Here is a 23095-nt window from a genome sequence, read left to right on the forward strand (position 1 = left end):
AACTCAGGGAACCCGGGCCAGCAACCGACCGAACTCAGGGAACCCGGGCCAGCAACCGACCGAACTCACGGAGCAGTCTGGCACCGCACGGCCTCCGCCACCTGCCCCGCGGGTCAGTTCTTGCGGTACTCCCACGGCGCGTCCACCGGGCGCAGCGTCTCCCAGTCCGACGCCCGTCCGATCGCCGCCGCGAGCACGCCCGCGATCGTCGCCGCGTTGTGCAGCCGGCCCGCGAGCGCCAGCGCCGCGGCCTCCTCGAGCGGCACGGGCACCACGACCATGTCGGCTTCCTCGGCCTCGCGGGTGTGCCGCTCGCCGTCGGGCACCGGGGTGAGGTCGCGTGCCAGGTAGACGCGGATGGCCTCGTTGCTGCCGCCCGGGGTGGGCAGCAGGTCCAGGAGCACGTCCCAGGTGGCGGCGGTCATGTCCGCCTCCTCGGCCAGCTCGCGGGCCGCCGCGACGTGCGGGTCCTCGCCGTCCAGGTCGAGCAGTCCGGCGGGCGCCTCCCAGAGGAACGCGCCGACCGGGTGCCGGTACTGGCGCAGGAGCAGGACGTCGCCGTCGTCGGTCAGCGCCACCACGACCACCGCGCCCGGGTGGTCGACGTACTCCCGGCGGACGATGCCGCCGGTCTCGCCCAGGTCGACCTCGTCGGAGATCATGTCGACCACGTAGCCCTGGAACGGGACGTCGAGACGCCGCGCGGGGCGCGGGTCGATGACGTCCGTGATCTCCTCGGCGTTCATGCTGTCCCCTCGCCGCATGAGCCTCCGACTGTGCTCATGCGGACTGCTTCTCGAGCGCCGCCGCGATCAGGCCCGCGAACAGCGGGTGGGCACGCGTAGGGCGCGACTTGAACTCAGGGTGAGCCTGCGTCGACACGTAGTAGGGGTGCATGTCGGCCCGGAGCTCGACGAACTCCACGAGCGACGAGTCGGGCGACGTGCCGGAGATCAGCAGGCCCGCCTCCTCCAGCTCACCGCGGTAGGCGTTGTTGACCTCGTACCGGTGCCGGTGCCGCTCGGACACCCGCTCGCTGCCGTACGCCTTGGCCACCACGGAGCCGGCGGTCAGCTGCGCCTGGTAGGCGCCAAGGCGCATGGTGCCGCCCATGTCGCCCTCGCCCTCGACGATCGCCTTCTGCTCGGCCATGGTCGCCACCACCGGGTGGCTGCTGGTCGGGTGGAACTCGGTGGACGACGCGTCCGCCCAGCCCAGCACGTTGCGCGCGTACTCGATGACCATCGACTGCAGGCCCAGGCAGATGCCGAGGGTCGGCACGAGGTTCTCGCGCGCCCAGCGCAGCGCGCCGACCTTGCCGTCGATCCCGCGCACGCCGAAGCCGCCCGGCACCAGCACCGCGTCGACGCCCTCGAGGGACGCCTGCGCGCCCTCCGGCGTCTGGCAGTCGTCGGCCGCGACCCAGCGGATCCCGACCTTGGCGTCGTTCGCGAAGCCGCCGGCGCGCAGCGCCTCCGTCACGGACAGGTACGCGTCAGGCAGGTCGATGTACTTGCCGACCAGCGCGACCTCGACGTTGTGCTCCGGCTCGTGCACGCGCTCCAGGAGGCGGCTCCAGCCGTCCCAGTCCACGTCGTGGAAGGGCATGCCGAGGCGGCGCACCACATAGGCGTCCAGGCCCTCGGAGTGGATGACGCGCGGGATGTCGTAGATCGACGGGGCGTCGGCGCAGTTGATCACTGCCTCGTTGTCGACGTCGCACATCAGCGCGATCTTGTTCTTGATGCTCTCCGGCACCACGCGGTCGGAGCGCAGCACTATCGCGTCCGGCTGGATGCCGACGGTGCGCAGCGCGGCCACCGAGTGCTGCGTCGGCTTGGTCTTCAGCTCGCCCGACGGGCCGATGTACGGCACCAGCGACACGTGCAGGAAGAACACGTTGTCGCGGCCGAGCTCGTGCCGCACCTGGCGCGCGGACTCGAGGAACGGCTGCGACTCGATGTCGCCGACCGTGCCGCCGATCTCGGTGATGATCACGTCGACGTCGTCGGAGGCCTGCTCGCGCATCCGGCGCTTGATCTCGTCGGTGATGTGCGGGATCACCTGCACGGTGTCGCCCAGGTACTCGCCGCGGCGCTCCTTGGCGATGACGCGCGAGTACACCTGGCCGGTCGTCACGTTGGACGAGGCGGGGAGCTCGATGTCGAGAAAGCGCTCGTAGTGCCCGATGTCCAGGTCGGTCTCGGCGCCGTCCTCGGTGACGAAGACCTCACCGTGCTGGAACGGGTTCATCGTGCCGGGATCCACGTTGAGGTAGGGATCCAGCTTCTGCATGGTGACGCTGAGGCCACGCGAGCGGAGCAGGCGACCGAGCGACGACGCCGTCAGCCCCTTGCCGAGAGAGGACGCCACACCGCCGGTGACGAAGATGTGCTTGGTCGGCGTGGAGGCGCCGGACCGATGACGGGACTGGAGACTGCTTCGGTGTTCGACCACGGAACTCCATCCTATCCGAGGTACAGCGTGCTGGTGTCGTAACCGCCAGTACAGCTGCTCGTCACTCGGAGTTTGTCGGTTTGGTACGGATCGAGTCTCCACCCGCCGCGCCGATAACGCTCGCTATATCAGGCACTCCTGGAGAACTTCCTCCGCAGCTTGCGGACCTGCGGCCCGACGGCGGCGCGCAGGTCCCGGTCGAGCAGTGCCGCGATCAGGAGCGTGACGAACGCCGCCAGCAGGCCCACGACCAGCCCGAGGCCGAGGGCGGCGGCGAAATCGACGCCGTCGAAGGGCACCTCGGGCTGCGGGCCGTCCGCGAACCAGCCGAACGAGCGGCCCTGGGGCGCCACCCACACGGGCACGAGCCACCCCACGGCGGCCCCCACGGCCGCCGCCACCACGAGCACGGCGAGCGCCCGCCAGACGCCGCCCAGCGCGTCCCGGCCCAGGTGCCTGCGGACGGCCAGCAGCAGCCCGAGCCCGGCCACGAACATGCCCGCCGTGCCGACGGCCCCCAGGAGCGCCATGACCTCGGTCCGCAGCACGAGCTCCGAGCAGGACGGCCCGGCGCAGCCTCGCCCCGGCGAGCCGCCGGCGAACAGCAGCGGTACGAGGGCGGCGCCGATCGCGGAGACGCCCCACCCGCTCGCGGTTGCGATCACGGCGGCCCGCCCGTGGTCGACGGCGTACAGCGCGCGCGACAGGTGCAGGATCAGCGCGAACCCGATCAGCCCCGGCGCCATCAGGGTGAGCCCCGCGGCCATGCCGTGGGCGTCCCCGAGCACGATGAGGTCGAAGACGTCCTCGACGAACGGGGCGGCCGCGATCAGCGCGGCAACACCCACGGCCGTCACGAGCAGCAGGGTGCGCGTGGTGCGCGCGACGAGCGTGCGCAGCTCGTCGGTCCGGCCGGCCGACGCGTGCTCCGCGAAGTGCGGGAACGCACTGGTCGCGATGGGGAACGCGAGCACCGCGTACGGCAGCAGGTAGACCTGCTGGGCGTACAGGTAGACCGACAGCGTGCCGTCGCCGCCCGCGGCGTTGGCCGCGCGCAGCGTCAGGAACACCGCAAGCTGCTGGACGACGAGCGCGCCCACGCCCGCGAACGCGAGGCGCGCGGCGCGGGGGCCCTCCCCCGACGGGAACCGCAGCGTGGGCCGCAGCCGCACCCCGGTGCGCCACACGGGCACCACGAGCGGCAGCGCCAGGAACAGGACGCCGACGGTGGTGCCCCACGCCAGCCACCCCAGCGCCTGGGTGGACAGCTCTGCGACGTCCTGCTGGTCGCCGTTCGCCAGCAGGCCGAAGACCGCGTAGACCACGATCACGACGAGGCTGGAGACCAGCGGCGCGAACGCAGGCCAGAAGAACCGCTTGTGCGCCTGCAGGATGCCACCCAGCACGACGGCCAGGCCGTAGAGCGGCACCTGCACGGCGAACACCCGCAGGAAGGCCGTCGCGACGTCCACGTGCACCGGGTCCTCGAGCCCGGTCAGACCGATGATCGGGCGTGCGAAGAGCGCCATGAGGGCGGCCAGCGGCACCAGGACGACCAGCGTCCAGCCCAGCAGCGCCGACGCGATCCGGGACGCCTGCTCCTTCGAGACGGCGGTCCCGTCGGCGGTGAACGCGGCCCGGCTGAGCGGCCCGGCCAGCAGCGGCACGACGGCGCCCGCGAGCGCGCCGCCCGCCGCGACCTCGAACAGCAGGTTGGGCAGCTGGTTGGCGGAGTTGAAGACCGTCCCGACGCCGTCGGACCCGAGCCATGCGCCCTGCGCGAGCCAGCGGCCGAAGCCGACCATGCGGCTGGCGAGGGTGACGACCGTGACGAGCAGCGCGGCGCTCGCCAGGGTTCTGGCGCGGCTCACGCGCCCGGGGTAGCCACGGGCTCGGTCTCGACCGACTCGTCGGACGGCCCCGGCTCGACCGCCGGTGCCGGCCGTCGGCCCAGCATGTCGACCTTGTTGAGCCACTCGTTCCCGGCGATGACCTTGGAGAAGCTGACCTTCTCGGAGGCCAGCATCAGCCCGACCACGCCGGCGAGCGCCGCCCACCGCACCGCGCGGGACGTGCCGAACGCGATCTGGCTGCCGACGAGCGCGCCGAGGGCGTTGGCGCCGCCGTCGCCCAGCATGTCCTTCTCCCCCAGGTCGCCGGGGGCGGCCGCGACGGCGGCACCCAGCACCGCGCCCGTGGCGGCGCCCGCGCCGCCCAGCATGAACGGGAGGCTTGCGGCGGTACCGGCCTTCAAGGCCCGGCCGGGCCGGAGGTCGAAGAGGTTGATCAGGTTCGCGGTGCCCCCGATGAGCGCACCGTTGAGCCCGACGTCGACCAGGTGCCCGAACGCGCTGCCCGTGCGGGGCGTGCCCGCCACCGCGGCCACGAGAGCGGAGCCAGAGATGCCGAGCACCTTCAGGCCGCCGGTCGTCAGGCGACCCTCCAGGAGGGCGCCGAGGTGGCCCCTGAGGCCCTTGGTGCGCACCGAGGTGTCCTCGGCCAGGTCGTCGACGAGGCCGAAGGCGCCCGCAGCGGCCGTGGCGAACGCCGTCGCCCCGGGAGCCTTGCCGCCCCCGACTGCCGCGCCGGCGACGAGACCGGCGGCGACCGCCGGGCCCTCCAGCAGGCTGATCGGCTCGCCGCGGTGGTTGGTGCGCGTCCACGCGCCGGCGCCACCGAAGGCGCCTTCGGCGACCTTCTCGTCGAGCTTGCGGCGCGCGAACGCCGTCGCGACTCCGGCCACTATGCCCGCGGCGATGAACCTGCCTGCACCCATGAGTACCCCTCGGTCTGTGTCAGTTCTTCGAGCCTGTGCTTCGGGTCGAGCTGTGGTCGAGCCGGCGGCTCAGCCTCTACCTATATCGGCTGAGCCTGCGGTTCCGCTTCGGGCGAGTGCCTCGTTCCTCGGCCCGCACCCTGCGCTGCACCTCCGGCTCAGCCGCCCGGCGGCGGCAGGACCGCCGTCGCGTCGTCCTCGAGGCCGTACTGGCCGACGGTGCCGCCCAGGCGTGCCGCGACGGCGAGCGGAACGTTGATGCGGCCCACGAGCCGGTCGACGCCGCTCACGGTGGTGACCTCGGCGGCGATCTCCTCGTCGTCCCGCACGGCCTGCACGGCGTCGCCCGGGTTGTCCGTCGGGCCGGCGAGCACCGCCGCACCGGAGACGTCCTGCGCCGCCCGCGCGACGGCGGTCCAGATGTCCGTGGCCGGCGCCGCCTCCTCGTTGGCGCCGTCGGCCGTCTCCTGTGGCTGCCCGGCCGGGCCCACGAGCAGCACGAGCGCCTCCGCGGCCTCGGTCTGCTCGTCGCCGGACTCGACGAAGCCGAACCGCTCGAGCTGCGCCTCGAGGTCGGTGGCCTGCGAGCTGCGGTCGGAACCGCCGTCGTCACCCGTGAGCGCGAGCGCCAGCGCGGCGCCGAGCACCGCGCTCGCGTCCTCGCCCTCGGGGGCGGCGTCGCCGAGGTTGACCCGCAGCCCCTCGGCGACGGTCTCGCGCGACGACTCGTCGGCGGGCTCGCTCCACGCGTCCGTGAGCACCGAGTCGGACACGACGGTGGCGCCCGACCGGTCCAGCTGGTTCAGCACGCCGTCCCGCACTTCCTCGGATACCTCGCCGAGCCGCACCACCGCCACGCGGCTGCCCTCGAGCGAACCGGTCACGAGCCGGCTGCCCGTCGCCTCGATGAAGCGCTCGTCGCCGTCGAGCGCGGTCTGTGTGGCATCAAGCTCGGTGCGCAGCTCGGTGCGCTCGGCGCGCAGCGCGTCCACCTGTTCCGTCAGCGTCTCCCCGATCGCGCCCTGCAGCGGGCCGGCGCCCAGGATGATGCCGACGGACAGCGCGATGAAGACGGAGATGAGCGAGACGAGGTGGTATCGGAAGTCGATCACGGTACGGAGGAGTCCTTAGGCATGTTCCGGGCGTTGAGGCGCCCGGCATCAGGTCGGGGCGGCGTGCGGTGCGGGGAGGGTGCTCCCGGCCGGTCAGCCGCCGAACAGGTTACCGATCGAGGACACGACGTCGTCGAGGCGTGCCGCGATCAGTCCGAAGAAGGTCTGGCCTGCCGACGTCGAGGCCAGCGCCGCGAGCACCGCCGCGACGCCCGCGCCCGACAGCAGCGTGAGCTGAGTGTTCGAGATCCGCGTGCGGTACAGCCGGGACACGCCCTTGGCGTCCACGAGCTTGCCGCCCACCCGCAGCCGCGTGAGGAAGGTCGAGGCCATGCCCGCGCGCCCCTTGTCGAGGAACTCCACGAGCGTCGCGTGCGTGCCGACGGCGACGATGAGCTCGGCACCCTTGTCGTCGGCCAGCAGCATCGTGATGTCCTCGCTGGTGCCCGTGGCGGGGAACACGACGGGGTCCACGCCGAGCGCCTTGACGCGCTCCAGCCCGGGCGCCTTGCCGTCGCGGTAGGCGTGCACCACTATCTCCGCGCCGCAGGCCAGGGCCCGGTCGGACACAGAGTCCATGTCGCCCACGATCATGTCGGGCTGCCAGCCCGCGTCGATGATCGCGTCCGCGCCGCCGTCGACGCCGATCAGCACCGGCGAGTTCTCCCGGATGTACGAGCGCAGCAGCGCCAGGTCCTCCCGGTAGTGGTAGCCGCGCACCACGATCAGCACGTGGCGGCCCTCGATGGAGGTCCGGATGTCGGGCACGCCCACGCCGTCGAGCAGGAGGTCCCGCTCGCGGCGCAGGTACGTCATGGTGTTCTCGGCGAACCGCTCGATCTCGGCCGACAGCCCCTCGCGGGCGGCGGCCATGTTGGCGGCCACCGTCTGCGGCGTCTGGTAGGTGCCCTTGGCCACTACCTCGCCGCCGACGACTATCTCGCCGCCGACGATCTCGACCACGGCGTGCTCGTCGATCGTCATCGCCGACGGCCCCAGGTCGTCCACCAGGACGATCCCGGCGTCGACCAGGATCTTCGGACCCGTGTTGGGGTACCGGCCCGACGTGGACGGGGCGGCGTTCAGCACCGCGACCGGTGCGGCGGACACCAGCGCGTCCGCGGCGACACGGTCGATGTCCACGTGGTCGATCACGGCGATATCGCCGTGGTGGAGCCGCGAAGTCAGTTCCTTGGTGCGCGCTCCGATCCGCGCAGGGCCCTGCACTGCGGCTTGCACGAGGGCCGTGTCGCGGTCGGCGGCACTCTTGGCGGCAACCTTGTCGGCACGCTTCTCAGCTCGGGAGATCAGCTTCATCCGGACTATCGTCCCACGACCGAGGACTCAAGGAGCTCCAGCGCGTGGGTACGGGCCGTCTCCGAGTCGTCCTGGCCGGACAGCATGCGCGCCAGCTCCCGGACCCGGGCGTCCGCAGTGACTTCCCGCACGCCCGTGACCGTGATCATTCCGCCGTCGCCGGCGTCCGATCCGGCGTCGCCGTCGGAGCTCTTGGTGACCACGAGGTGCGCGTCCGCGAACGCCGCGACCTGTGCAAGGTGCGTCACGACGACGACCTGGGTGCTGCGGCCCAGCTGCGCCAGACGGCGGCCCACCTCGACCGCCGCCCGGCCGCCGACGCCGGCGTCGACCTCGTCGAACACGAAGGTGCTACGCGGGGTGTCGGCGGTGCGCGCGGCCGCCGCGCCGCCGGACGTGGCCAGTGCGACCTCGAGCGCGAGCATCACGCGCGAGAGCTCACCGCCGGACGCGCCCTTGCCGAGCGGCCGCTCCGGCGCGCCCGGATGCGGCACGAGCAGGAACGTGACCTGGTCCGCGCCGAACGGGCCCGGCTGGTCGAGCCGCTCCACCCTGACCACGAGGTGCGCGCCGCCCATCGCGAGGCCGTGCAGCTCGTTCGTCACGGCCTCGGCCAGGTCGGAAGCGCCCCGGGTCCGCTCGGCCGTGAGGATCTCCGCCAGACGGCCCAGCTCGCCGTCCAGCTCCGCCACTCGGTCACGCATCGAGCTGAGGCGGTCGCCGCCGTCGTCCAGGTCGAGGAGGCGCAGGCCCGCGTCGCTGGCCCACTGCAGCACCTCGTCGATGGTCTCGCCGTAGGACCGGGTCAGGGCGTTCAGCTCCGCCATCCGGTTGTGCGCGGTCTCCAGCCCGGCCGGGTCCGCCTGCAGGTCGTCGACGTACGCGGCGACGTCGGTCGCGACGTCGGACAGCAGGTATCCCACCTCGGCGAACCGCGTGGCGAGCGCGCCGAGCGCGGCGTCGGAGTGGGCGGCGGAGTCCAGGGCGCGCCGCGCCCGCTCCACCAGGGCTATCGCGTTCTCGCGTGCGCCGTCGGCGTCCTCGCCGGCCACCGCCTCGTGGGCCTCGGTGGCCGCGGTGCGCAGGGCTTCGGCGTTGGACAGGCGCTCGATCAGGGCCTGCAGGTCGGCATCCTCGCCCGACTGCGGGTCCACCCGCTCGATCTCCTCCAGGCCGATGCGCAGCAGCTCCACCTCGCGCGACCGCTCGGCGCTGCGCGCCTCCAGGTCCGCGATCTCCGTCAGCAGGCCGCCACGCTCGCTCCATGCCGCGCGGTAGGCGGCCAGCACGCGCTGGTGCGCCGGGCCCACGAACGTGTCCAGGGCGTCGCGCTGCTTGGCCGACGTGCGCAGCCGCAGCTGGTCGGACTGGCCGTGCACGGTGAACAGGTCCTCGGCGATCTCCGCGAGCACGCCCTGCGGCACGGCGCGGCCGCCCAGGTGGGCGCGGGACCGGCCGTCGGCGATGGTGCGCAGGATCACGACGGTGCCGTCGTCCTCCACCTCGCCGCCCGCCTCGTCGACGCGGTCCAGCACGGCGTCACGCCCGGAGACCCGCACCCGGCCCTCGACAGCCGCCGACGACGCACCCGGGCGCACCGACTGCGGGTCGGCCTTGGCGCCCATGAGCAGGTTGAGCCCCGTGAGCACCATCGTCTTGCCCGCGCCCGTCTCGCCCGTGATGACGGTCAGACCGTCGGACAGCGGTACCCGGGCCGATCGGATGACGCCCAGGTTCTCGATAGCGATCTCCTCGAGCACCTGACTCCTTAATTCTCTGGGTTTGTCTCGGCTGAAGGTACATCTTGCGCCACCGAGTTCCCCGACCCGACACGGTCCCGCCAGCCCGATACGGGCAGATTGAACTTCGAGACGAGGCGGTCCGCGAACGGCGCGCTCGACAGCCGTGCGAGCCGCACCGTACCGCCCTGGCGCACTACTACGCGAGAGCCCCGGGGCAACCGGATCTCCCGCCGTCCGTCGCAGGTGAGCACTCCCTCGACCGTCGACTGCGGCAGCACGTCGACCGTGTACCGCGACCGCGGGCCGATGACCAGCGGCCGCGCGAACAGCGCGTGCGCCGAAAGCGGCACCATCAGCACCGCGTCGACGTCGGGCCAGATCACCGGGCCGCCGCCCGAGAAGGCGTGCGCAGTGGAACCAGTGGCCGTGGACATCACCACGCCGTCGCAGCCGAACGACAGCAGCGGACGGCCGTCCACCCCGATCGCCACCTCGAGCATGCGGTCGCGAGTGGCCTTCTCGACAGTGGCCTCGTTGAGCGCCCAGCCCACCACGGGCTCGGCAGTGCCGGGCAGGTGCACCGACACGTCAACGGTGGCGCGCTCCTCGACCTCGTAGTCCCGGGCCGCCAGCCGCTGCACGGCGGCTCGCAGGTCCTCCCGCTCCGACTCGGCGAGGAAGCCCACGTGCCCCAGGTTCACCCCGAGCAGGGGGACGTCGGTGCCGCGGGTGAGCTCCGCCGCGCGCAGGATCGTGCCGTCACCGCCCAGCACGATCACGGCCTCGGACCGATGCACGCCCTCGCGTACCCGGTTGGCGGCCATGTGGTCGCCGAACTCCTCCGCCAGCGCGTCGTCGTGCAGCGTGGCCTCGAAGCCCGCCGTCTTCAGCTCGCGCAGGGCCTCGGCAAGCGCCGCGACCGCCCGGGGGCGTCCGCCATGGGTCACGATCAGGACGCGCCGGGTCACGGTTCCCCTTCCTTCTGCTCGTCGATCGGCTCGGTGCTCTGCTCGTTGTCCTGCCGCTCCCGCACGACGACGGCCGGCGGCTCCGGCGGATGGCCGGGCCTGCCGGCGGGCGCACCTTGCGCGGGGTCCCAGGCCACCGCCGCGCCGACGGCGTCGGCCAGCGCCCGCTCGTCGGTCTGGCTGTCCACCTGGCTGCCCGCCGGGTTCCCGGATGCCGGGCCGGCCCCGGGCGTCAGCCACACGAAGAACTCGCGGTTCCCGCTCGGCCCCGGCAGCGGGCTCGGCACCACCGCGCGGGCCCGCAGACCCAGGCGCTCCGCCGCACGAATCACCGTGGTCACCGCCTCGGCGTGCAGGGCCGGTTCGCGCACCACGCCACCGCTGCCCAGGCGCTCTCGCCCGACCTCGAACTGCGGCTTGACCATCAGCAACGCCTGCGCCCCGTGACGCAGCACGCCCGCGACCGCCGGCAGCACCACGGTGAGCGAGATGAACGAGAGGTCGGCGACCACGAGATCCGGGGACCGTGCGAGGTCGCCCGGCGTCAGGTCGCGGACGTTGAAACCCTCGACGACCGTGACCCGGTCGTCGGCACGTAGCGCGGGCACCAGCTGGTCGTGTCCCACGTCGACCGCGACCACATGGGCGGCGCCCCGACACAGCAGCACGTCGGTGAACCCCCCGGTGGACGCACCGAGATCGGCGCAGAACGCGCCCTCGACCACCGGTCCGCCCGGCACCCGGGCCAGCGCGTCCAGCGCACCGGCCAGCTTCCACGCGGCACGCGACGCGAACTCGTGCGCCGGGTCGGCGCCGGGAGCGACCGACACGTCCTCGCCGTCGAGCACCGCCGCCGACGGCTTGACCACCACCCGGCTCGCTACAGTCACCCGGCCGGACGCGACGAGCTCCGCGGCGTGCCGCCGTGAACGGGCCAGCCCGCGGCGGACCAGCTCCGCGTCCACGCGCGTGCTCGCTGTCATCGTCGCCACCGTCAGGCGTCACCGCTCAGGTGTGCCCGCAGAGCGTCGTGGACCGCCTCGAAGCGGGCCACGTGCTCGGCCGGGGGCAGGTCGTCGAGCCCGTCGAGCGCATCGAGCGCACGCCGGACACCCGCGTCGGGATCCGCGGGGCCAGTCGCGGGTTCCTCGATCTCGTAGAACTCGTCCATCGTGCGTCAACGCTCCACTGTGCTCGTCTGTGCTCGTTGCTACCCACAGCCCCGTCAACGACGGGCCGTCGGCATGCTGCAAGACACGGTACCTGTCGCCTCCGACAGAACCCTGGAGAAATCGGCATGGTCCTGTCGCGCTGCACCTCCGGCTCAGGCGGACAGCTCGGGCACCGCCGCCGCGTCCAGGGCCTCCCCCGCGTCGACGGCGGCCCACGCCGCGGCACACGCGGCGCGGACCAGGTCGATCCCGGCGCCGTCGAGCCGCAGCTCGCCGCCGGACACCTGGGCGGCCGCGCCGCCGGACACGTACCAGCCGTCCGCGAGGACCGGCGCCGGGTGCGGTTCGAGCAGAGCGCGCAGGTCCGCGCCGAGGAACGACGGGCGCTCCCCCGGTACGGCGAGCACGGCGTCGCGCGCCGTCGAGACGCCCGTCAGCACGTGCAGCCCCGGATATCCGCCCGCGCGCGCCCCGCCGAGGTCCGTGTCGAGCCGGTCCCCTATCACCAGCGGGCGGTGCGCCCGGGCACGCTCGACCGCGAGCCGGTACATCGTGGGCGACGGCTTCCCGGCGCTGTCAGGCGTGACACCCGTCGCCGAGACCACCGCACCCACCAGCGCGCCGTTGCCGGGCGCGAACCCACGCGCCGTCGGCAGGGAGAGGTCCAGGTTGCTCGCCACGTGCCAGGCGCCGCTGCCCACCGCATAGGCGGCCTCCGCGAGCTGCGCCCAGCCCACCTCGGGCGCATAACCCTGGGCGACGGCGTCCGGCTCGTCGTCCGCCGACTCCACCACCGTGAAGCCCGCCGACTGCACCGCGGTCACCAGACCCTTGCCGCCCACCACGAGCACCTTCGCGCCCGGGTCGAGCCGGGTCGTGAGCAGAGCGGCGCACGCCTGCGCCGCGGTCATGACCTCGTCCGGGTCGGTCGGGATGTCCAGGCCTGTGAGCTGGCCCGCTACGTCCTCCGGCTCGCGCGACGCGTTGTTCGTCACGAACAGCAGGCGCATCCCGCCCGACCGCGCCGCGGCCAGGCTCGCCGACGCGTGCTCGATCGGCAGGTGCCCCTTGTACGCCACGCCGTCCAGGTCGACGAGTGCGAGATCGTAGGCCGCGGCGAGCGGGACGTCGCTCGCCAGCAGCCCGGCGTTCGCCGTCACGCCTTCTCCTGCCCGACGTCGGACCGGTCGCCCTCGGCGGCCGGCTCGCCCTCGACGTCGCTCGCCTCGGGCGCGGCCGGGGCCTCGTCGGCATCCGACCGGTCGTCCTTCGCCTCGTCCGACTCGCCAGACGCTTCGGCCGGCTCCTCGGACGCTACGGCGGGCTCCTCGTCAGACTCCGCCGCGGTCGGCTCGTCGACGGCGTCCGCCTCGGGCTCGTCGTGGTCGGCTTCGTCCTCGGCGCCGTCGGGGTCCTCGCGCTCGGGCTCGTCGGGCGAGTCGGCGGAATCGGGCGAGTCGGCCGAATCCCCGGAGTCCGCCGAGTCAGGCGAATCCGCAGAGTCAGGCGAGTCTGCCGACTCCTGCTCGTCGTCCTCGTCGTCCTCGTCGTCCTCGTCGTCGTGCGCGCCATCCGGCTCGTCCGAACCCTCGTCGTCCCTGTCGGAGTCCTCGGGCTTTTCATCGTCCGAGTCCTCGGGCTCGGCGGCGGCCGCGAGCTCCTCGGGGTGGTCGGCGGCGTACTCCTCTTCGGCGAGCGCCGCGTCCTCCTCGACGTCGAACACGGTGATGTCCTCGTCCGGCTCGGTCGCGCCGATGGCCCGCTCGAGCGCCTTGGCGTCGACCGATGCCAGCAGAGCAGCGGCCTCGTCGGCCCGGCCCGCCACCTCGAGCGCCACGGCGCGCGCCTGCACGACCCGCAGCCCGAGATCGCCCTTGGCGTCCTCGGCCGAGACCTTGTCGAGCACGGCCAGGGCGGCGTCGTGCTCGCCCAGATCCGAACGGGCACCGCTCGCCACGATCGCGAGCTCGATGCGGCCGGTCGCGTCGAGCGTCGCCGCCTCCTCCGACGCCGCGAGCGCGAGGGCACGCTCCGGGCGGCCGAGTCCGCGCTCGGCGTCGGCCATGATCGGCAGGTGCTCCGACGAGCCGTTCAGCCGGCGCACCGTGCGCAGCTCGCGCAGGGCCTCCGCGAAGCGGTTCGTGCGGTAAGCGGCCAGGCCGGCGGCCTCACGGACGATGTCGATGCGGCCCGCGCCGCGCACCGCCGCCTGGGCGTGCTCGTAGGCACGCTCCGGGTCGACGTCGAGCAGCCGGCCCGCCATCACGAGGTGCAGCCCGACGTACTCGGCGTGGTCCTTGCTCAGCCCGCGCAGGCGCGAGCGCGCGTCGCGGTCGAGCTGGTCGAACGTGACGTCGTCTGCGATCTCCGGCTCCGGCGGCCGGGGAGCGCGGTCCTCGTGCTCGTCACGCTTGTCCGGGCGCGGTCGGTCGTCACGGTCGTTGAACGAACGGCGCGCACCGCCGCGGTCATCCCGCGCCGGACGGTCGGTACCGCGGCCATCGCGGCTGGGACGGCCGCCACCACGGTCATCGCGGCGCGGCCGGTCGGTCTCGTTCCCGCGGAACGGACGGGCACCGCGGTCGTCGCGGCCGCGGTCGTCGCGGCCACGGCTGTCCCGGGCACCGCGGTCGTCGCGGTCGCCGTACGGACGAGCGGGTCGGTCGCCGTCGGTGCGCCGGACCGGACGGTCGCCGTCGTGACGACGAGGGCGGTCACCGCCACGGTCGTCGGTACGCGGACGGTCATCGCGACGCGGGCGGTCGCCGTCGTTCCCACGGAACGGACGGGCACCGCGGTCGTCGTGGCGCGGGTGCTCGGCACGATCGTCACGACGCGGACGGTCCCCGCCACGGTCCTCGAACGAACGGCGCGGCCGGTCGTCACGGTCGCCGAACGAACGGCGCGGCCGGTCGTCGTCGGTACGACGGAACGGCCGGTCACCACCGCGGTCGTCCCGACGGGGACGCTCCGAACCACGGTCATCGCGACGCGGGCCGCCCGCGCCACGGTCATCGCGACGCGGGCCGGCCGGGCCACGGTCGTCACGACGCGGACGGTCGCTCCCACGGTCCTCGAACGAGCGGCGCGGCCGGTCGTCCTCCGGGCGTGCGGGGCGGTTGCCACCGCGGTCCTCGAAGTTGCGGCGCGGGCGATCGTCGCGGTCGCCGAACGTGCGGCGCGGACGGTCGTCGCGGTCAAAGGTTCGGCGGGGACGGTCGTCGTCGCGGCGCGCGGGACGTTCGCCGCCACGGTTGTCCCGGTCCGCGTAGGGCCGGCCCGGACGATCGGCGTCGTTCCCGCGATACGGGCGGTCGTTCCGTGCACCGCGGTCGTCGCGGCCGGCCCGGTTGTCCCGGTCTCCGCGGTTGTCCCGGTCGGGCCGGTTGTCCCGGTCGCCGAACGAACGGCGCGGCCGGTCGTCATCGTTGCGACGGGGCGAACGCTCGCCACCACGGGCGTCGCGGCGCGGTCGGTCGACGCCGCGGTCGTCGTGCGGCCGGCGCGGACGGTCGTCGTCGCGCCGGGGTGCGTCGCCACCACGGGCGCCGTCATACCGGCGGCCCCGGTCACCACCGCGCTCCCCGCCGCGGTCGTCGCGACGCGGCCCATGGCCCTCGCTGCGATTGCCGCCCTTGCGCTCGCCGCGGCGGTCGCCCTCGCGGTCGTTCCCCTGGTTGCGGGGCGTTTCGTTCACGGTGTTCCCTTCGATGACAGATGCCCACACATTCTCCCACGTGGGCAGGCATCCCCCGGGGTCGAAAGGCTGTGACGTGTCCGTCCACGAACGGCCGAGTCACAACGCCTGCGCCGAGGTCGGTCGGATGCACTCCGCCAGGATCGAGCTCGGTCGGTTGCCTCGAGATCGGTCCATCGACGGACCGATCTCGAGGCAACCGACCGACCTCACGCGAATGCGCCCAGCAGCTCCGCCGGTCCGACGCCGCGCAGCGACGCATCCAGCACCAGCACCATGTGCGCGCATCGCATCTGCCGCCCCTGCCGCTCCAGCGCGTCAGTGATCTGCAGCAGGCACCCCGGGTTGGACGTGACCAGCAGCTCGGCGCCCGTCGCAGCCACGTTCGCGGCCTTCCGGTCCCCCAGCTCCCGCGCGGGCTCCGGGTTGGTCAGGTTGTAGATGCCGGCCGACCCGCAGCACATGTCGCCCTCGGCGATCTCCTTGACCACCAGCCCCGGGATCGTCGCGAGCACCGCACGCGGCTGCGCCTTCACGCCCTGGGCGTGCCGCAGGTGGCAGGCGTCGTGGTAGGCCACGGTCATCGGCAGCGGATGCCGCGGCGCGACGGGCTCCAGCTCCGCCAGCACCTCCGAGATGTCGCGGGTCTTCGCCGCGAATGTCGCAGCCCGTTCCGCGTACTCGGGATCGTCCGCGAGCAGGTCCGCGTAGTCCTTCATCGTGGACCCGCACCCGGCCGAGTTGGCCACTATCCGCTCCACGCCCGCTCCCGAGAACGTGTCGATGAGCGCCCGTGCGTAGTCGAGTCCCTCGGCCTCGCGCCCGGCGTGCACGGACAGCGCGCCGCAGCACCCCTGGTCGGGCGGCACGACCACCTCGCAGCCCTCCGCCGCCAGCACCCGCGCCGTGGCCGCGTTGACGCCCGGGTAGAACTCCCGCTGCACGCAGCCCAGCAGCATCCCGACGGTCATCCGCTTCGTACCGGTCGCGGGCACCAGCGCGGGCACCGGGATACGGGGAACCACCGGAGGCGCGATCGCCTCCATCGTCGCGAGCGTCGGGGAGAGCCGGGCCAGCACCGGCCGCACCAGGCGCGACAGCCCCGCGCGCTGGTACAGCGCGAGCAGGGGCCGGATCAGTCGCAGCCGCTCGGGACGGGGAAACAACGCGAAGATCACCGACCGCAGCAGCCGCTGCCCGCGCGTCCGGTGCTCGGCGCCGCGCCGCTCGACCTGCTGCCGCGTCGCCTCCACGAGCTTGTCGTACTGCACGCCCGACGGGCACGCGGTCACGCATGCCATGCATCCCAGGCACGCGTCGACGTGCTGCACCAGCGAGGAGGACATGGGCTCGCCCTCGAGCCCCTCCTTCATGAGGTAGATCCGCCCGCGCGGGGAGTCCATCTCCTCGCCCCACAGCGAGTACGTCGGGCAGGCCGGCAGGCAGAACCCGCAGTGGACGCAGTCGTCCACCAGCTCGCGGGCGGGCGGATGATGCTCGTCGAAGGCGCCGAGCACGTCCGGCTTCGCCTCTGTCATCAGGTGCCTCCAACCATCAGATGCCTCCCACGAATCGGCCCGGCGCGAGACTGCGCCCGGGATCGAGCTGCCGCTTGATCGCACGCATCAGGTCGAGCCCGCCCACGGGCCCCCACGCGTCCAATCTGGCGCGCACCTCCCGCGGCGCGCGCAGCACCGTCACCGTCCCGTCCCGCGGGCTGGGAGCGGCCCCCCGCAGGTGCCCGACGGCGTACGCGGTCGCCTCGGGCGTACCCGTCACCACGGTGTGCAGCACGCCGGCGGCGGTCCCCCGCAGCGCTACCCCGACGCCGTACCGCTGCTCGGCGCCGCGTGCCGCCGCCAGCAGGTCGGCCACCCCGGTGAGGGTCGCGGTCGCCTTGCCATAGGTCTCGACAGGCTCAACCCCCGAGGCGCTGGTCGCGCCCCCGACCGTGGTCGAGCCTGTCGAGACCCCGGTTCCGAAAGGCCCAGCCGCCGCCGCGCCCGGCAGCACCGCCCACCACGCGGGCGGCTCGCGCTGGACCCGCCCACCCAGCAGCTCGGCCGCGGCGGCAGCCCGCTGCCCGACGGCGGCAGTCGTGCCCTCCAGCAGCACCGCCACCTCGGCGCCGTCGCTCCCCGCAGGCCGGTCGATCTCGACAGCGGCGGGCGCGAGCTGCGAGGCGACGACGTCGCGGGCGCGCGCGGCGACGTCGGCCAGCGGGCCGGTCGCGACGACGAACGCCCGGTCCGGCCGGGCCGGGTGGAGCCGGAAGGCAGCCCGCACCACGACGCCGAGGGTGCCGTACGCGCCGGTCAGAAGCTTGGCCAGGTCGTATCCGGCGACGTTCTTGACCACCTTGCCGCCCGACGAGGCGATGGTGCCGTCGGCGAGCACCACGGTCGCCCCGAGCACGAGGTCACGGATCCCGCCGCGCTGCAGGCGACGCGGCCCGGACGCCCCGGTCGACAGCGCCCCGCCCACGGTGGAGCCGCCCGCGAGCCGTTCCGGCGGCAGGTCCACGACCAGCTCCTGCGCGGCGGCCCGGACCGTCTCCGACAGGGCAGCAACCGGCAGCCCGGCCTCGGCCACCACCACGAGGTCGCCCGCGCCGTGCTCAACGAGCCGGTCCAGGCCGGTGGTGTCCAGGATCAGGTCGACACGCTCGGGCGGCGCACCCCAGTCCAGGGCCGTCCCGGCGCCACGCGCCACGGTGGCCAGCCCCTGGGCGGTTGCCTCGCGGAGCACGGCGGCCACTCCGTCCGCGGACGCCGGCCGCGCCACCGCCGTCGCGGGCACACCGTCCACGGCGTCCGCCGGTCCTGCCTCCCGGACCTCACCACCGTCGCGCTTCAGCGCGTCCGCGAGCCGCTGCAGGTCCGCCATCAGAAGACCTCCGCCACGCCGGACTCCGCCAGCGGGTGCGCGCCCTGGTGCCGTCCGGGTCGCTCCCCGCAAAGCCGGGGTGTGGGGAACACCTTGCCCGGGTTGGAGATGCCGTCCGGGTCGAAGGCGCAGCGGACGGCCTGCATCGTGTCGAGGTCGTCGGCGGTGAACATCCGCGGCATGTGCTTGGCCTTGTCGGCGCCCACGCCGTGCTCGCCCGTGATCGAGCCGCCGTGCGCGAGACACAGGTCGAGGATTCCGCCGGCCACCTCCTCGGCGCGGTCGACGGCGCCCTCGACCGAGCCGTCGAACAGCACCAGCGGGTGCAGGTTGCCGTCCCCGGCGTGGAACACGTTCGCGACCCGGACGCCGGCGCTCTCGCTGAGCTCGGCGATCTGCCGCAGCACCAGCGGGAGCGCCGTCCGCGGGATCACGCCGTCCTGCACTATGTAGTCCGGGCTGATCCGGCCGACCGCCGCGAACGCGGACTTGCGGCCTTTCCAGATCAGGGCGCGCTCGTCGTCGTCGGCCGCCACCCGCACCTCGAAGGAGCCGGCCTCCTCGCACAGCCGCACGACGTCGTCGAACTCCCCCGCGACGTCGGGCGACGGCCCGTCCAGCTCGACCACGAGGACGGCGCCCGCGCCCGCCGGGTAGTTGCAGTGCACGGCCGCCTCGGCGGCCTCGATCGCCAGCGCGTCCATCATCTCGATCGCGGCGGGAATCACCCCGGCGGCGATGATCGCGGAGGTGGCGGCTCCGGCGTCATCCATGGAGCGGAACGCCGCCAGCAGGGTACGGACCTCCTGCGGCAGCCGCGTCAGGCGCACCGTGGCCGCGGTGACGACGCCGAGCGTGCCCTCGCTGCCGACCAGCGCACCGAGCAGGTCGTACCCGGGCGGGTCGGGCGCCTTGCCGCCGATCTCTACCCGTTCGCCACCGGGCGTCACCAGGTCCAGGCCTGTGACGTGGTTGGTGGTGAAGCCGTACTTGAGACAGTGGGCGCCACCCGAGTTCTCGGCGACGTTCCCACCGATCGAGCACACCGACTGGCTGGAGGGATCGGGGGCGAAGTAGTACCCGTCCGGGCTGGTCGCGGCGGTGAGCTGCAGGTTGATCACCCCCGGGTCGACGACGGCGCGCTGGGCCGCGACGTCAACCTCCCGGATCGCTCGCATCTGCGACATGACCACGAGCACCCCGTCGGAGTGCGGCAGCGCACCGCCCGACAGGCCAGTGCCGGACCCGCGCGCCACGAACGGCACGCCGTTCCGGGCGCAGGCCCGCACCGTCGCCGCGACGTCGTCCGGATCCTGTGCCAGGACCACCACGCCAGGGACCACCCGGTACGCCGCCAGCCCGTCGCACTCGTACGTACGACGGCGCTGCCGGTCCGTGATCACCTGGTCACTGCCGAGCTCGGCGATGAGCTCGGCGGTGATGATGTCCAGCGGCGTCGCAGTGCTCGGGGCCATGGCAACCTCCTCGTTGCGGCGGGCAGGGCGGCTGGGCGGCCCGGCCGCTCAGTCCATGCGCTCGTACGCCGGCAGGGTGAGGAAGTCCGCGTAGTCGTCCGCCACCGCCACCTCGAGGAACGTCTGCTTCGCCTCCGTGTAGTCTGCCGCGTCGCCCGGCAGCTTGGCGATCTCCTCCTCGACGATCCGGTCGATCAGCTCCCGCGTGACCTGGTGGCCGGTGTCGGCGAGCGTCACGTCGTTGTGCAGCCACTGCCACACCTGCGAGCGGGAGATCTCGGCGGTCGCGGCGTCCTCCATGAGGTTGAAGATCGCGACGGCGCCCAGCCCGCCGAGCCACGCCTTGAGGTACTGGATGCCCACCGAGATGTTGTTCCGCAGGCCGGCCTCGGTGACGTCGCCTGGCGTGGCGGCGACGTCGAGCAGCTGCGCCGCGGTGACCTGCACGTCCTCGCGGGTGCGGTCGATCTGGTTCGGCTTGCCGCCCAGCACCGCGGTGAAGACCTCCGTGCAGAGCTCCACCATGCCCGGGTGGGCCACCCAGGAGCCGTCGAACCCGTCGCTCGCCTCGCGGGTCTTGTCGTCGCGGACCTTCGCGAACGCCGCGTCGTTGACCTCCTTGTCGCGGCTCGGGATGAACGCGGCCATACCGCCTATGGCGTGGGCGCCGCGGGCGTGGCAGGTCTTGACCAGCAGCTCGGTGTACGCCCGCATGAACGGCACGGTCATGGTGACGGCGTTGCGGTCGGGCAGCATGAAGTCCGTGCCGCGCGTCCGGAAAGACTTGATCACCGAGAACATGAAGTCCCAGCGGCCGGCGTTCAGGCCGGAGCTGTGCTCCCGCAGCTCGTAGAGGATCTCCTCCATCTCGAACGCCGCGGGGTAGGTCTCGATGAGGACGGTGGCGCGGATGGTGCCCCGGGGGATGCCGAGGAAGTCCTGTGCCAGCACGAACGCGTCGTTCCAGAGCCGCGCCTCCAGGTGCGACTCCATCTTGGGCAGGTAGAAGTACGGGCCCTGGCCCTTCTCGATCTGGCGCAGCCCCGCGGTGGCGAGGTAGAGGGCGAAGTCCACCAGGCTCCCCGACACCGGCCGGCCGTCCACCAGGATGTGCTTCTCCGGCAGGTGCCAGCCGCGGGGTCGCACGATGATCGTGGCCAGCTCCTCGTCCGGCTTCAGCTCGTAGCGCTTGCCGTTCTCGCCCGTGAAGTCGATGGATCGGTTGATCGCGTCGAGCAGGTTGATCTGCCCGCCGACGACGGCGCTCCACTGCGGCGTGTTCGCGTCCTCGTGGTCAGCGAGCCACGCCTTCGCGCCGGAGTTCAGCGCGTTGATCGTCATCTTGCGGTCCGTGGGGCCTGTGATCTCGCAGCGCCGGTCCTCGAGGCCGGGCGCCCAGGGGGCCACGCGCCACGTCGGGTCGTCGCGGATGTGCCTGGTCTCGGGCAGGAAGTCCAGCGTGCCGCCCGCGGCCAGGTCCTCGACCCTCCGCTGCCGGGCCCCGAGGAGCTCGAGCCGGCGGTCGTCCAGCTCGCGGTGGAGGGCGGCTATCAGCTCCAGCGCCTGCGGTGTGAGCACCTCTTCCGCGCGCGGTGCGATGTCGCCGGTGATCGTCAGGCCGTCGGGAGTGTCCACGTCTGTTCCTTTGGTCGAGCGGCTTGCTCCGGACATATTCCACGATCCGGAAACCAAATACTTCCTAGCGAAAACACTAGGTGCCCGACGCCGCAGGGTCAACGCACCCGCTCAGCTCCCGGACAGCTCCGCGGCGACCTGTCGTGCGACCTCGTGCAGCAGCGGCACGGCTCGCTCCCCGAACTCGAACGACACGCGCGCCGCAGGACCCGACACGGAAAGAGCAGTCGGCACGGGAGCACCCGGTACGACGACGGCGAAGCACCGCACGCCGATCTCCTGCTCGCCGTCGTCCACGGCGTACCCGCGCTCACGAACCTCCGCCAGGGCGGCGAGGAGGGTGTCGATGTCGGTGATCGTCCGGTCGGTCGCGGGGGCGAGGCCGGCCCGCGTGGCGATGTCCCGCGCCGCACTGTCGGGCAGCTCGCCCAGGAGCGCTTTGCCGACACCCGTGCTGTGCAGGTGCACCCGCCGCCCCACCTCGGTGAACATCCGCATCGAGTGCGACGACGCGGCCTGCGCCACGTACACGGCCATCTCACCGTCGAGCATCGCCAGGTTCGCCGTCTCTCCCAGCTCCCGCGCGACACGCGCCAGGTGTCGGCGTGCGCCGGCTCCGAGCTGGCGGCCGGCGGCCTCGCCCAGGCGCATCATCCGGGCGCCGAGCGCATAGCGTCGCGAGGGAAGCCGCCGGGCGTAGCCGCGGGCGACCAGGGTGCGCATCAGCCGGTGGATTGTCGGTAGCGGCAAGCCTGACTGCTCCGAGAGCTCGCTCAGGCCGGCATCACCGCCGACCTCTGCCAGAATCTCGAGCAGATCGAGCGCCCGCTCGACCGACTGCACGCCAGGCTCTGCCACGTCACCCTCCCCATCGGACCGCCGGAGTTACCGGTCGACGGAAACAGCATTCCACAACGCGGAACAGCTGGGACGGGGGTCAGGTGGCTGTCCTGAGGGTGCAGGGCTGGTCCGCGCTTCGATGGCCGGGTAGCGCGACTCTGGCTGGGGTTGCCCTCGTCAGCTGGCCGGGTCGTACCCGAACTGCCGGACCTCTTGCGAGCAGCGGCAGGCGACGGCGATCTTCGCGGCCCACTCGAGTGCCGCCTCCCGCGAGGGCAGCTCGAGAACCGTGTAGCCGCCGTTGGGCACCCTGTGGCCTGGGTACGTGCCCTCGGTGACGGTGCCGTCGCCGGCCACGAGCACCGGGTCCACGTCCTCATCGATTCCGCCGCCGAAGACGTACACACCCGCCGCCTTGGCCTCCTCGATGACGGCATGCGAGTCTTCGACGACCGCCTCGAAGTCCTCCTCGGGGACCACCATGGCCTCACCGGGGAACGAGATCAGGTACTTCGTCATTCGAGGACTCCTCTGCTCCGGCGGCGCATCGGTAGGTTCTTCTCTGCGGCAACGCTTCTGGTGCCAAGCCTGATTATGGCGCCGGCGCCCGACATGTGCTCAAGGTAGAGCGTCCAACCGACCGCTGGAACGGGCTCGAGCCGCGGGTGTGCTGGGTTGTGTGGGCGCGCAAAAAAGTGGGGGTGGAGGATTCCCCCGGGGCCGTCGTCGGCCTCGAGGAGAATCCTCCACCCCCACTGAAAAGTTGTCCGGCGGCGTCCTACTCTCCCACCCCGTCTCCAGGGCAGTACCATCGGCGCTGTAGGGCTGAGCTTCCGGGTTCGGAATGGGACCGGGCGTTTCCCCCACGCTATGACCACCGTAACACTGTCGAGAATCAGGCAACCCCGCCGGCCCACTCACCCGCACGAAAGGTGTGGGGGTGGTGGTCGGGGGTTGGTGCCCGTGACTCGGGAACCGCATAGTGGACGCGTAGCAACACTTTGAAACTTTATTAGGC

The 23095-nt window shown here is 72.9% G+C and carries 19 protein-coding genes and 1 rRNA gene; 1 reads left to right on the forward strand and 19 read right to left on the reverse strand.

What is annotated here, in order from left to right; translation table 11 throughout:
- Positions 1-113: 113 nt before the first annotated feature.
- From IE250_RS22700 to IE250_RS22755, 12 genes are all read right to left on the reverse strand, one after another.
- Complete coding sequence (locus tag IE250_RS22700; protein WP_189671589.1) at positions 114-746, reverse strand: NUDIX domain-containing protein; 633 nt, start codon at positions 744-746, stop codon at positions 114-116.
- A 34-nt stretch (positions 747-780) separates the two neighbouring features.
- Positions 781-2457, reverse strand: coding sequence for a CTP synthase (pyrG, locus tag IE250_RS22705; RefSeq protein ID WP_189671590.1), 1677 nt, complete (start codon positions 2455-2457; stop codon positions 781-783).
- 128 nt (positions 2458-2585) lie between these two features.
- Positions 2586-4328 carry a murein biosynthesis integral membrane protein MurJ gene (gene murJ / locus IE250_RS22710; protein ID WP_189671591.1) on the reverse strand — a complete coding sequence of 581 codons (1743 nt, stop codon included), beginning with the start codon at positions 4326-4328 and terminating at the stop codon, positions 2586-2588.
- Positions 4325-5233: a hypothetical protein gene (locus IE250_RS22715; protein ID WP_189671592.1), complete on the reverse strand. Its 909-nt coding sequence runs from the start codon at positions 5231-5233 to the stop codon at positions 4325-4327. Before IE250_RS22715 ends, murJ begins: the two co-directional genes overlap by 4 nt.
- Before the next feature lie 158 nt (positions 5234-5391).
- The gene (locus IE250_RS22720) at positions 5392-6345 is read right to left on the reverse strand and encodes a copper transporter (RefSeq protein WP_189671593.1); all 954 of its coding nucleotides are present in this window, start codon (positions 6343-6345) and stop codon (positions 5392-5394) included.
- 93 nt (positions 6346-6438) lie between these two features.
- Positions 6439-7662 carry a putative cytokinetic ring protein SteA gene (gene steA / locus IE250_RS22725; protein WP_229872705.1) on the reverse strand — a complete coding sequence of 408 codons (1224 nt, stop codon included), beginning with the start codon at positions 7660-7662 and terminating at the stop codon, positions 6439-6441.
- Positions 7663-7667: 5 nt separating this feature from the next.
- The gene (recN, locus tag IE250_RS22730; protein WP_189671594.1) at positions 7668-9422 is read right to left on the reverse strand and encodes a DNA repair protein RecN; all 1755 of its coding nucleotides are present in this window, start codon (positions 9420-9422) and stop codon (positions 7668-7670) included.
- Between the two features lie 8 nt (positions 9423-9430).
- Positions 9431-10372 (reverse strand): NAD kinase, encoded by a 942-nt coding sequence (locus IE250_RS22735; RefSeq protein ID WP_189671595.1) that lies wholly within the window; start codon positions 10370-10372, stop codon positions 9431-9433.
- On the reverse strand, positions 10369-11355 hold the full coding sequence (locus IE250_RS22740) for a TlyA family RNA methyltransferase (RefSeq protein WP_189671596.1): 987 nt from the start codon (positions 11353-11355) through the stop codon (positions 10369-10371). The genes IE250_RS22735 and IE250_RS22740 overlap by 4 nt, the downstream gene beginning before the upstream one ends.
- Before the next feature lie 11 nt (positions 11356-11366).
- Complete coding sequence (locus IE250_RS22745; RefSeq protein ID WP_189671597.1) at positions 11367-11543, reverse strand: hypothetical protein; 177 nt, start codon at positions 11541-11543, stop codon at positions 11367-11369.
- 153 nt (positions 11544-11696) lie between these two features.
- Positions 11697-12704 carry an HAD-IIA family hydrolase gene (locus IE250_RS22750; RefSeq protein ID WP_189671598.1) on the reverse strand — a complete coding sequence of 336 codons (1008 nt, stop codon included), beginning with the start codon at positions 12702-12704 and terminating at the stop codon, positions 11697-11699.
- On the reverse strand, positions 12701-13807 hold the full coding sequence (locus tag IE250_RS22755) for a Replicase polyprotein 1ab (RefSeq protein WP_189671599.1): 1107 nt from the start codon (positions 13805-13807) through the stop codon (positions 12701-12703). The genes IE250_RS22750 and IE250_RS22755 overlap by 4 nt, the downstream gene beginning before the upstream one ends.
- 6 nt (positions 13808-13813) lie before the next feature.
- Here IE250_RS22755 and IE250_RS22760 point away from each other — a divergent pair, with 6 nt between their 5' ends.
- On the forward strand, positions 13814-15316 hold the full coding sequence (locus tag IE250_RS22760) for a hypothetical protein (RefSeq protein ID WP_189671600.1): 1503 nt from the start codon (positions 13814-13816) through the stop codon (positions 15314-15316).
- Between the two features lie 134 nt (positions 15317-15450).
- Here the strand turns inward: IE250_RS22760 and glcF are convergent, their stop codons facing one another.
- The 7 genes from glcF to rrf all read right to left on the reverse strand — a co-directional run bounded on the left by glcF (position 15451) and on the right by rrf (position 22959).
- Positions 15451-16779, reverse strand: a complete 1329-nt coding sequence (gene glcF, locus IE250_RS22765) for a glycolate oxidase subunit GlcF (RefSeq protein WP_189671601.1) — start codon at positions 16777-16779, stop codon at positions 15451-15453.
- Between the two features lie 16 nt (positions 16780-16795).
- On the reverse strand, positions 16796-18127 hold the full coding sequence (locus IE250_RS22770; protein ID WP_189671602.1) for an FAD-binding oxidoreductase: 1332 nt from the start codon (positions 18125-18127) through the stop codon (positions 16796-16798).
- Entirely contained in the window at positions 18127-19602 is a 1476-nt protein-coding gene (locus IE250_RS22775; protein WP_189671603.1) for an FAD-linked oxidase C-terminal domain-containing protein, read from the reverse strand. The genes IE250_RS22770 and IE250_RS22775 overlap by 1 nt, the downstream gene beginning before the upstream one ends.
- Positions 19603-19650: 48 nt before the next feature.
- Positions 19651-21273 (reverse strand): malate synthase A, encoded by a 1623-nt coding sequence (aceB, locus tag IE250_RS22780; RefSeq protein ID WP_189671604.1) that lies wholly within the window; start codon positions 21271-21273, stop codon positions 19651-19653.
- Between the two features lie 75 nt (positions 21274-21348).
- On the reverse strand, positions 21349-22095 hold the full coding sequence (locus tag IE250_RS22785; protein ID WP_189671605.1) for an IclR family transcriptional regulator: 747 nt from the start codon (positions 22093-22095) through the stop codon (positions 21349-21351).
- A 159-nt stretch (positions 22096-22254) separates the two neighbouring features.
- Positions 22255-22596 carry a YciI family protein gene (locus IE250_RS22790; protein WP_189671606.1) on the reverse strand — a complete coding sequence of 114 codons (342 nt, stop codon included), beginning with the start codon at positions 22594-22596 and terminating at the stop codon, positions 22255-22257.
- 246 nt (positions 22597-22842) lie between these two features.
- Positions 22843-22959: ribosomal RNA gene (gene rrf, locus IE250_RS22795) — 5S ribosomal RNA — on the reverse strand.
- Between the last annotated feature and the right edge of the window lie 136 nt (positions 22960-23095).

Source organism: Promicromonospora soli (assembly GCF_014653785.1).
In the GTDB taxonomy this organism is placed as follows: Bacteria; Actinomycetota; Actinomycetes; order Actinomycetales; family Cellulomonadaceae; genus Promicromonospora; species Promicromonospora soli.

Bases quoted from the DNA above. Each gene is read 5' to 3' on its own strand.
- IE250_RS22715 (WP_189671592.1), bottom strand. From the start codon at position 5,233: ATGGGTGCAGGCAGGTTCATCGCCGCGGGCATAGTGGCCGGAGTCGCG.
- IE250_RS22770 (WP_189671602.1), bottom strand. From the start codon at position 18,127: ATGGCGGACCTGCAGCGGCTCGCGGACGCGCTGAAGCGCGACGGTGGT.
- IE250_RS22790 (WP_189671606.1), bottom strand. From the start codon at position 22,596: ATGACGAAGTACCTGATCTCGTTCCCCGGTGAGGCCATGGTGGTCCCC.
- IE250_RS22755 (WP_189671599.1), bottom strand. From the start codon at position 13,807: ATGGCGGGCCGGCTGCTCGACGTCGACCCGGAGCGTGCCTACGAGCAC.
- IE250_RS22700 (WP_189671589.1), bottom strand. From the start codon at position 746: ATGAACGCCGAGGAGATCACGGACGTCATCGACCCGCGCCCCGCGCGG.
- IE250_RS22775 (WP_189671603.1), bottom strand. From the start codon at position 19,602: ATGGCCCCGAGCACTGCGACGCCGCTGGACATCATCACCGCCGAGCTC.
- steA (WP_229872705.1), bottom strand. From the start codon at position 7,662: ATGAAGCTGATCTCCCGAGCTGAGAAGCGTGCCGACAAGGTTGCCGCC.
- aceB (WP_189671604.1), bottom strand. From the start codon at position 21,273: ATGTCCGGAGCAAGCCGCTCGACCAAAGGAACAGACGTGGACACTCCC.
- glcF (WP_189671601.1), bottom strand. From the start codon at position 16,779: ATGACAGAGGCGAAGCCGGACGTGCTCGGCGCCTTCGACGAGCATCAT.
- IE250_RS22745 (WP_189671597.1), bottom strand. From the start codon at position 11,543: ATGGACGAGTTCTACGAGATCGAGGAACCCGCGACTGGCCCCGCGGAT.
- IE250_RS22740 (WP_189671596.1), bottom strand. From the start codon at position 11,355: ATGACAGCGAGCACGCGCGTGGACGCGGAGCTGGTCCGCCGCGGGCTG.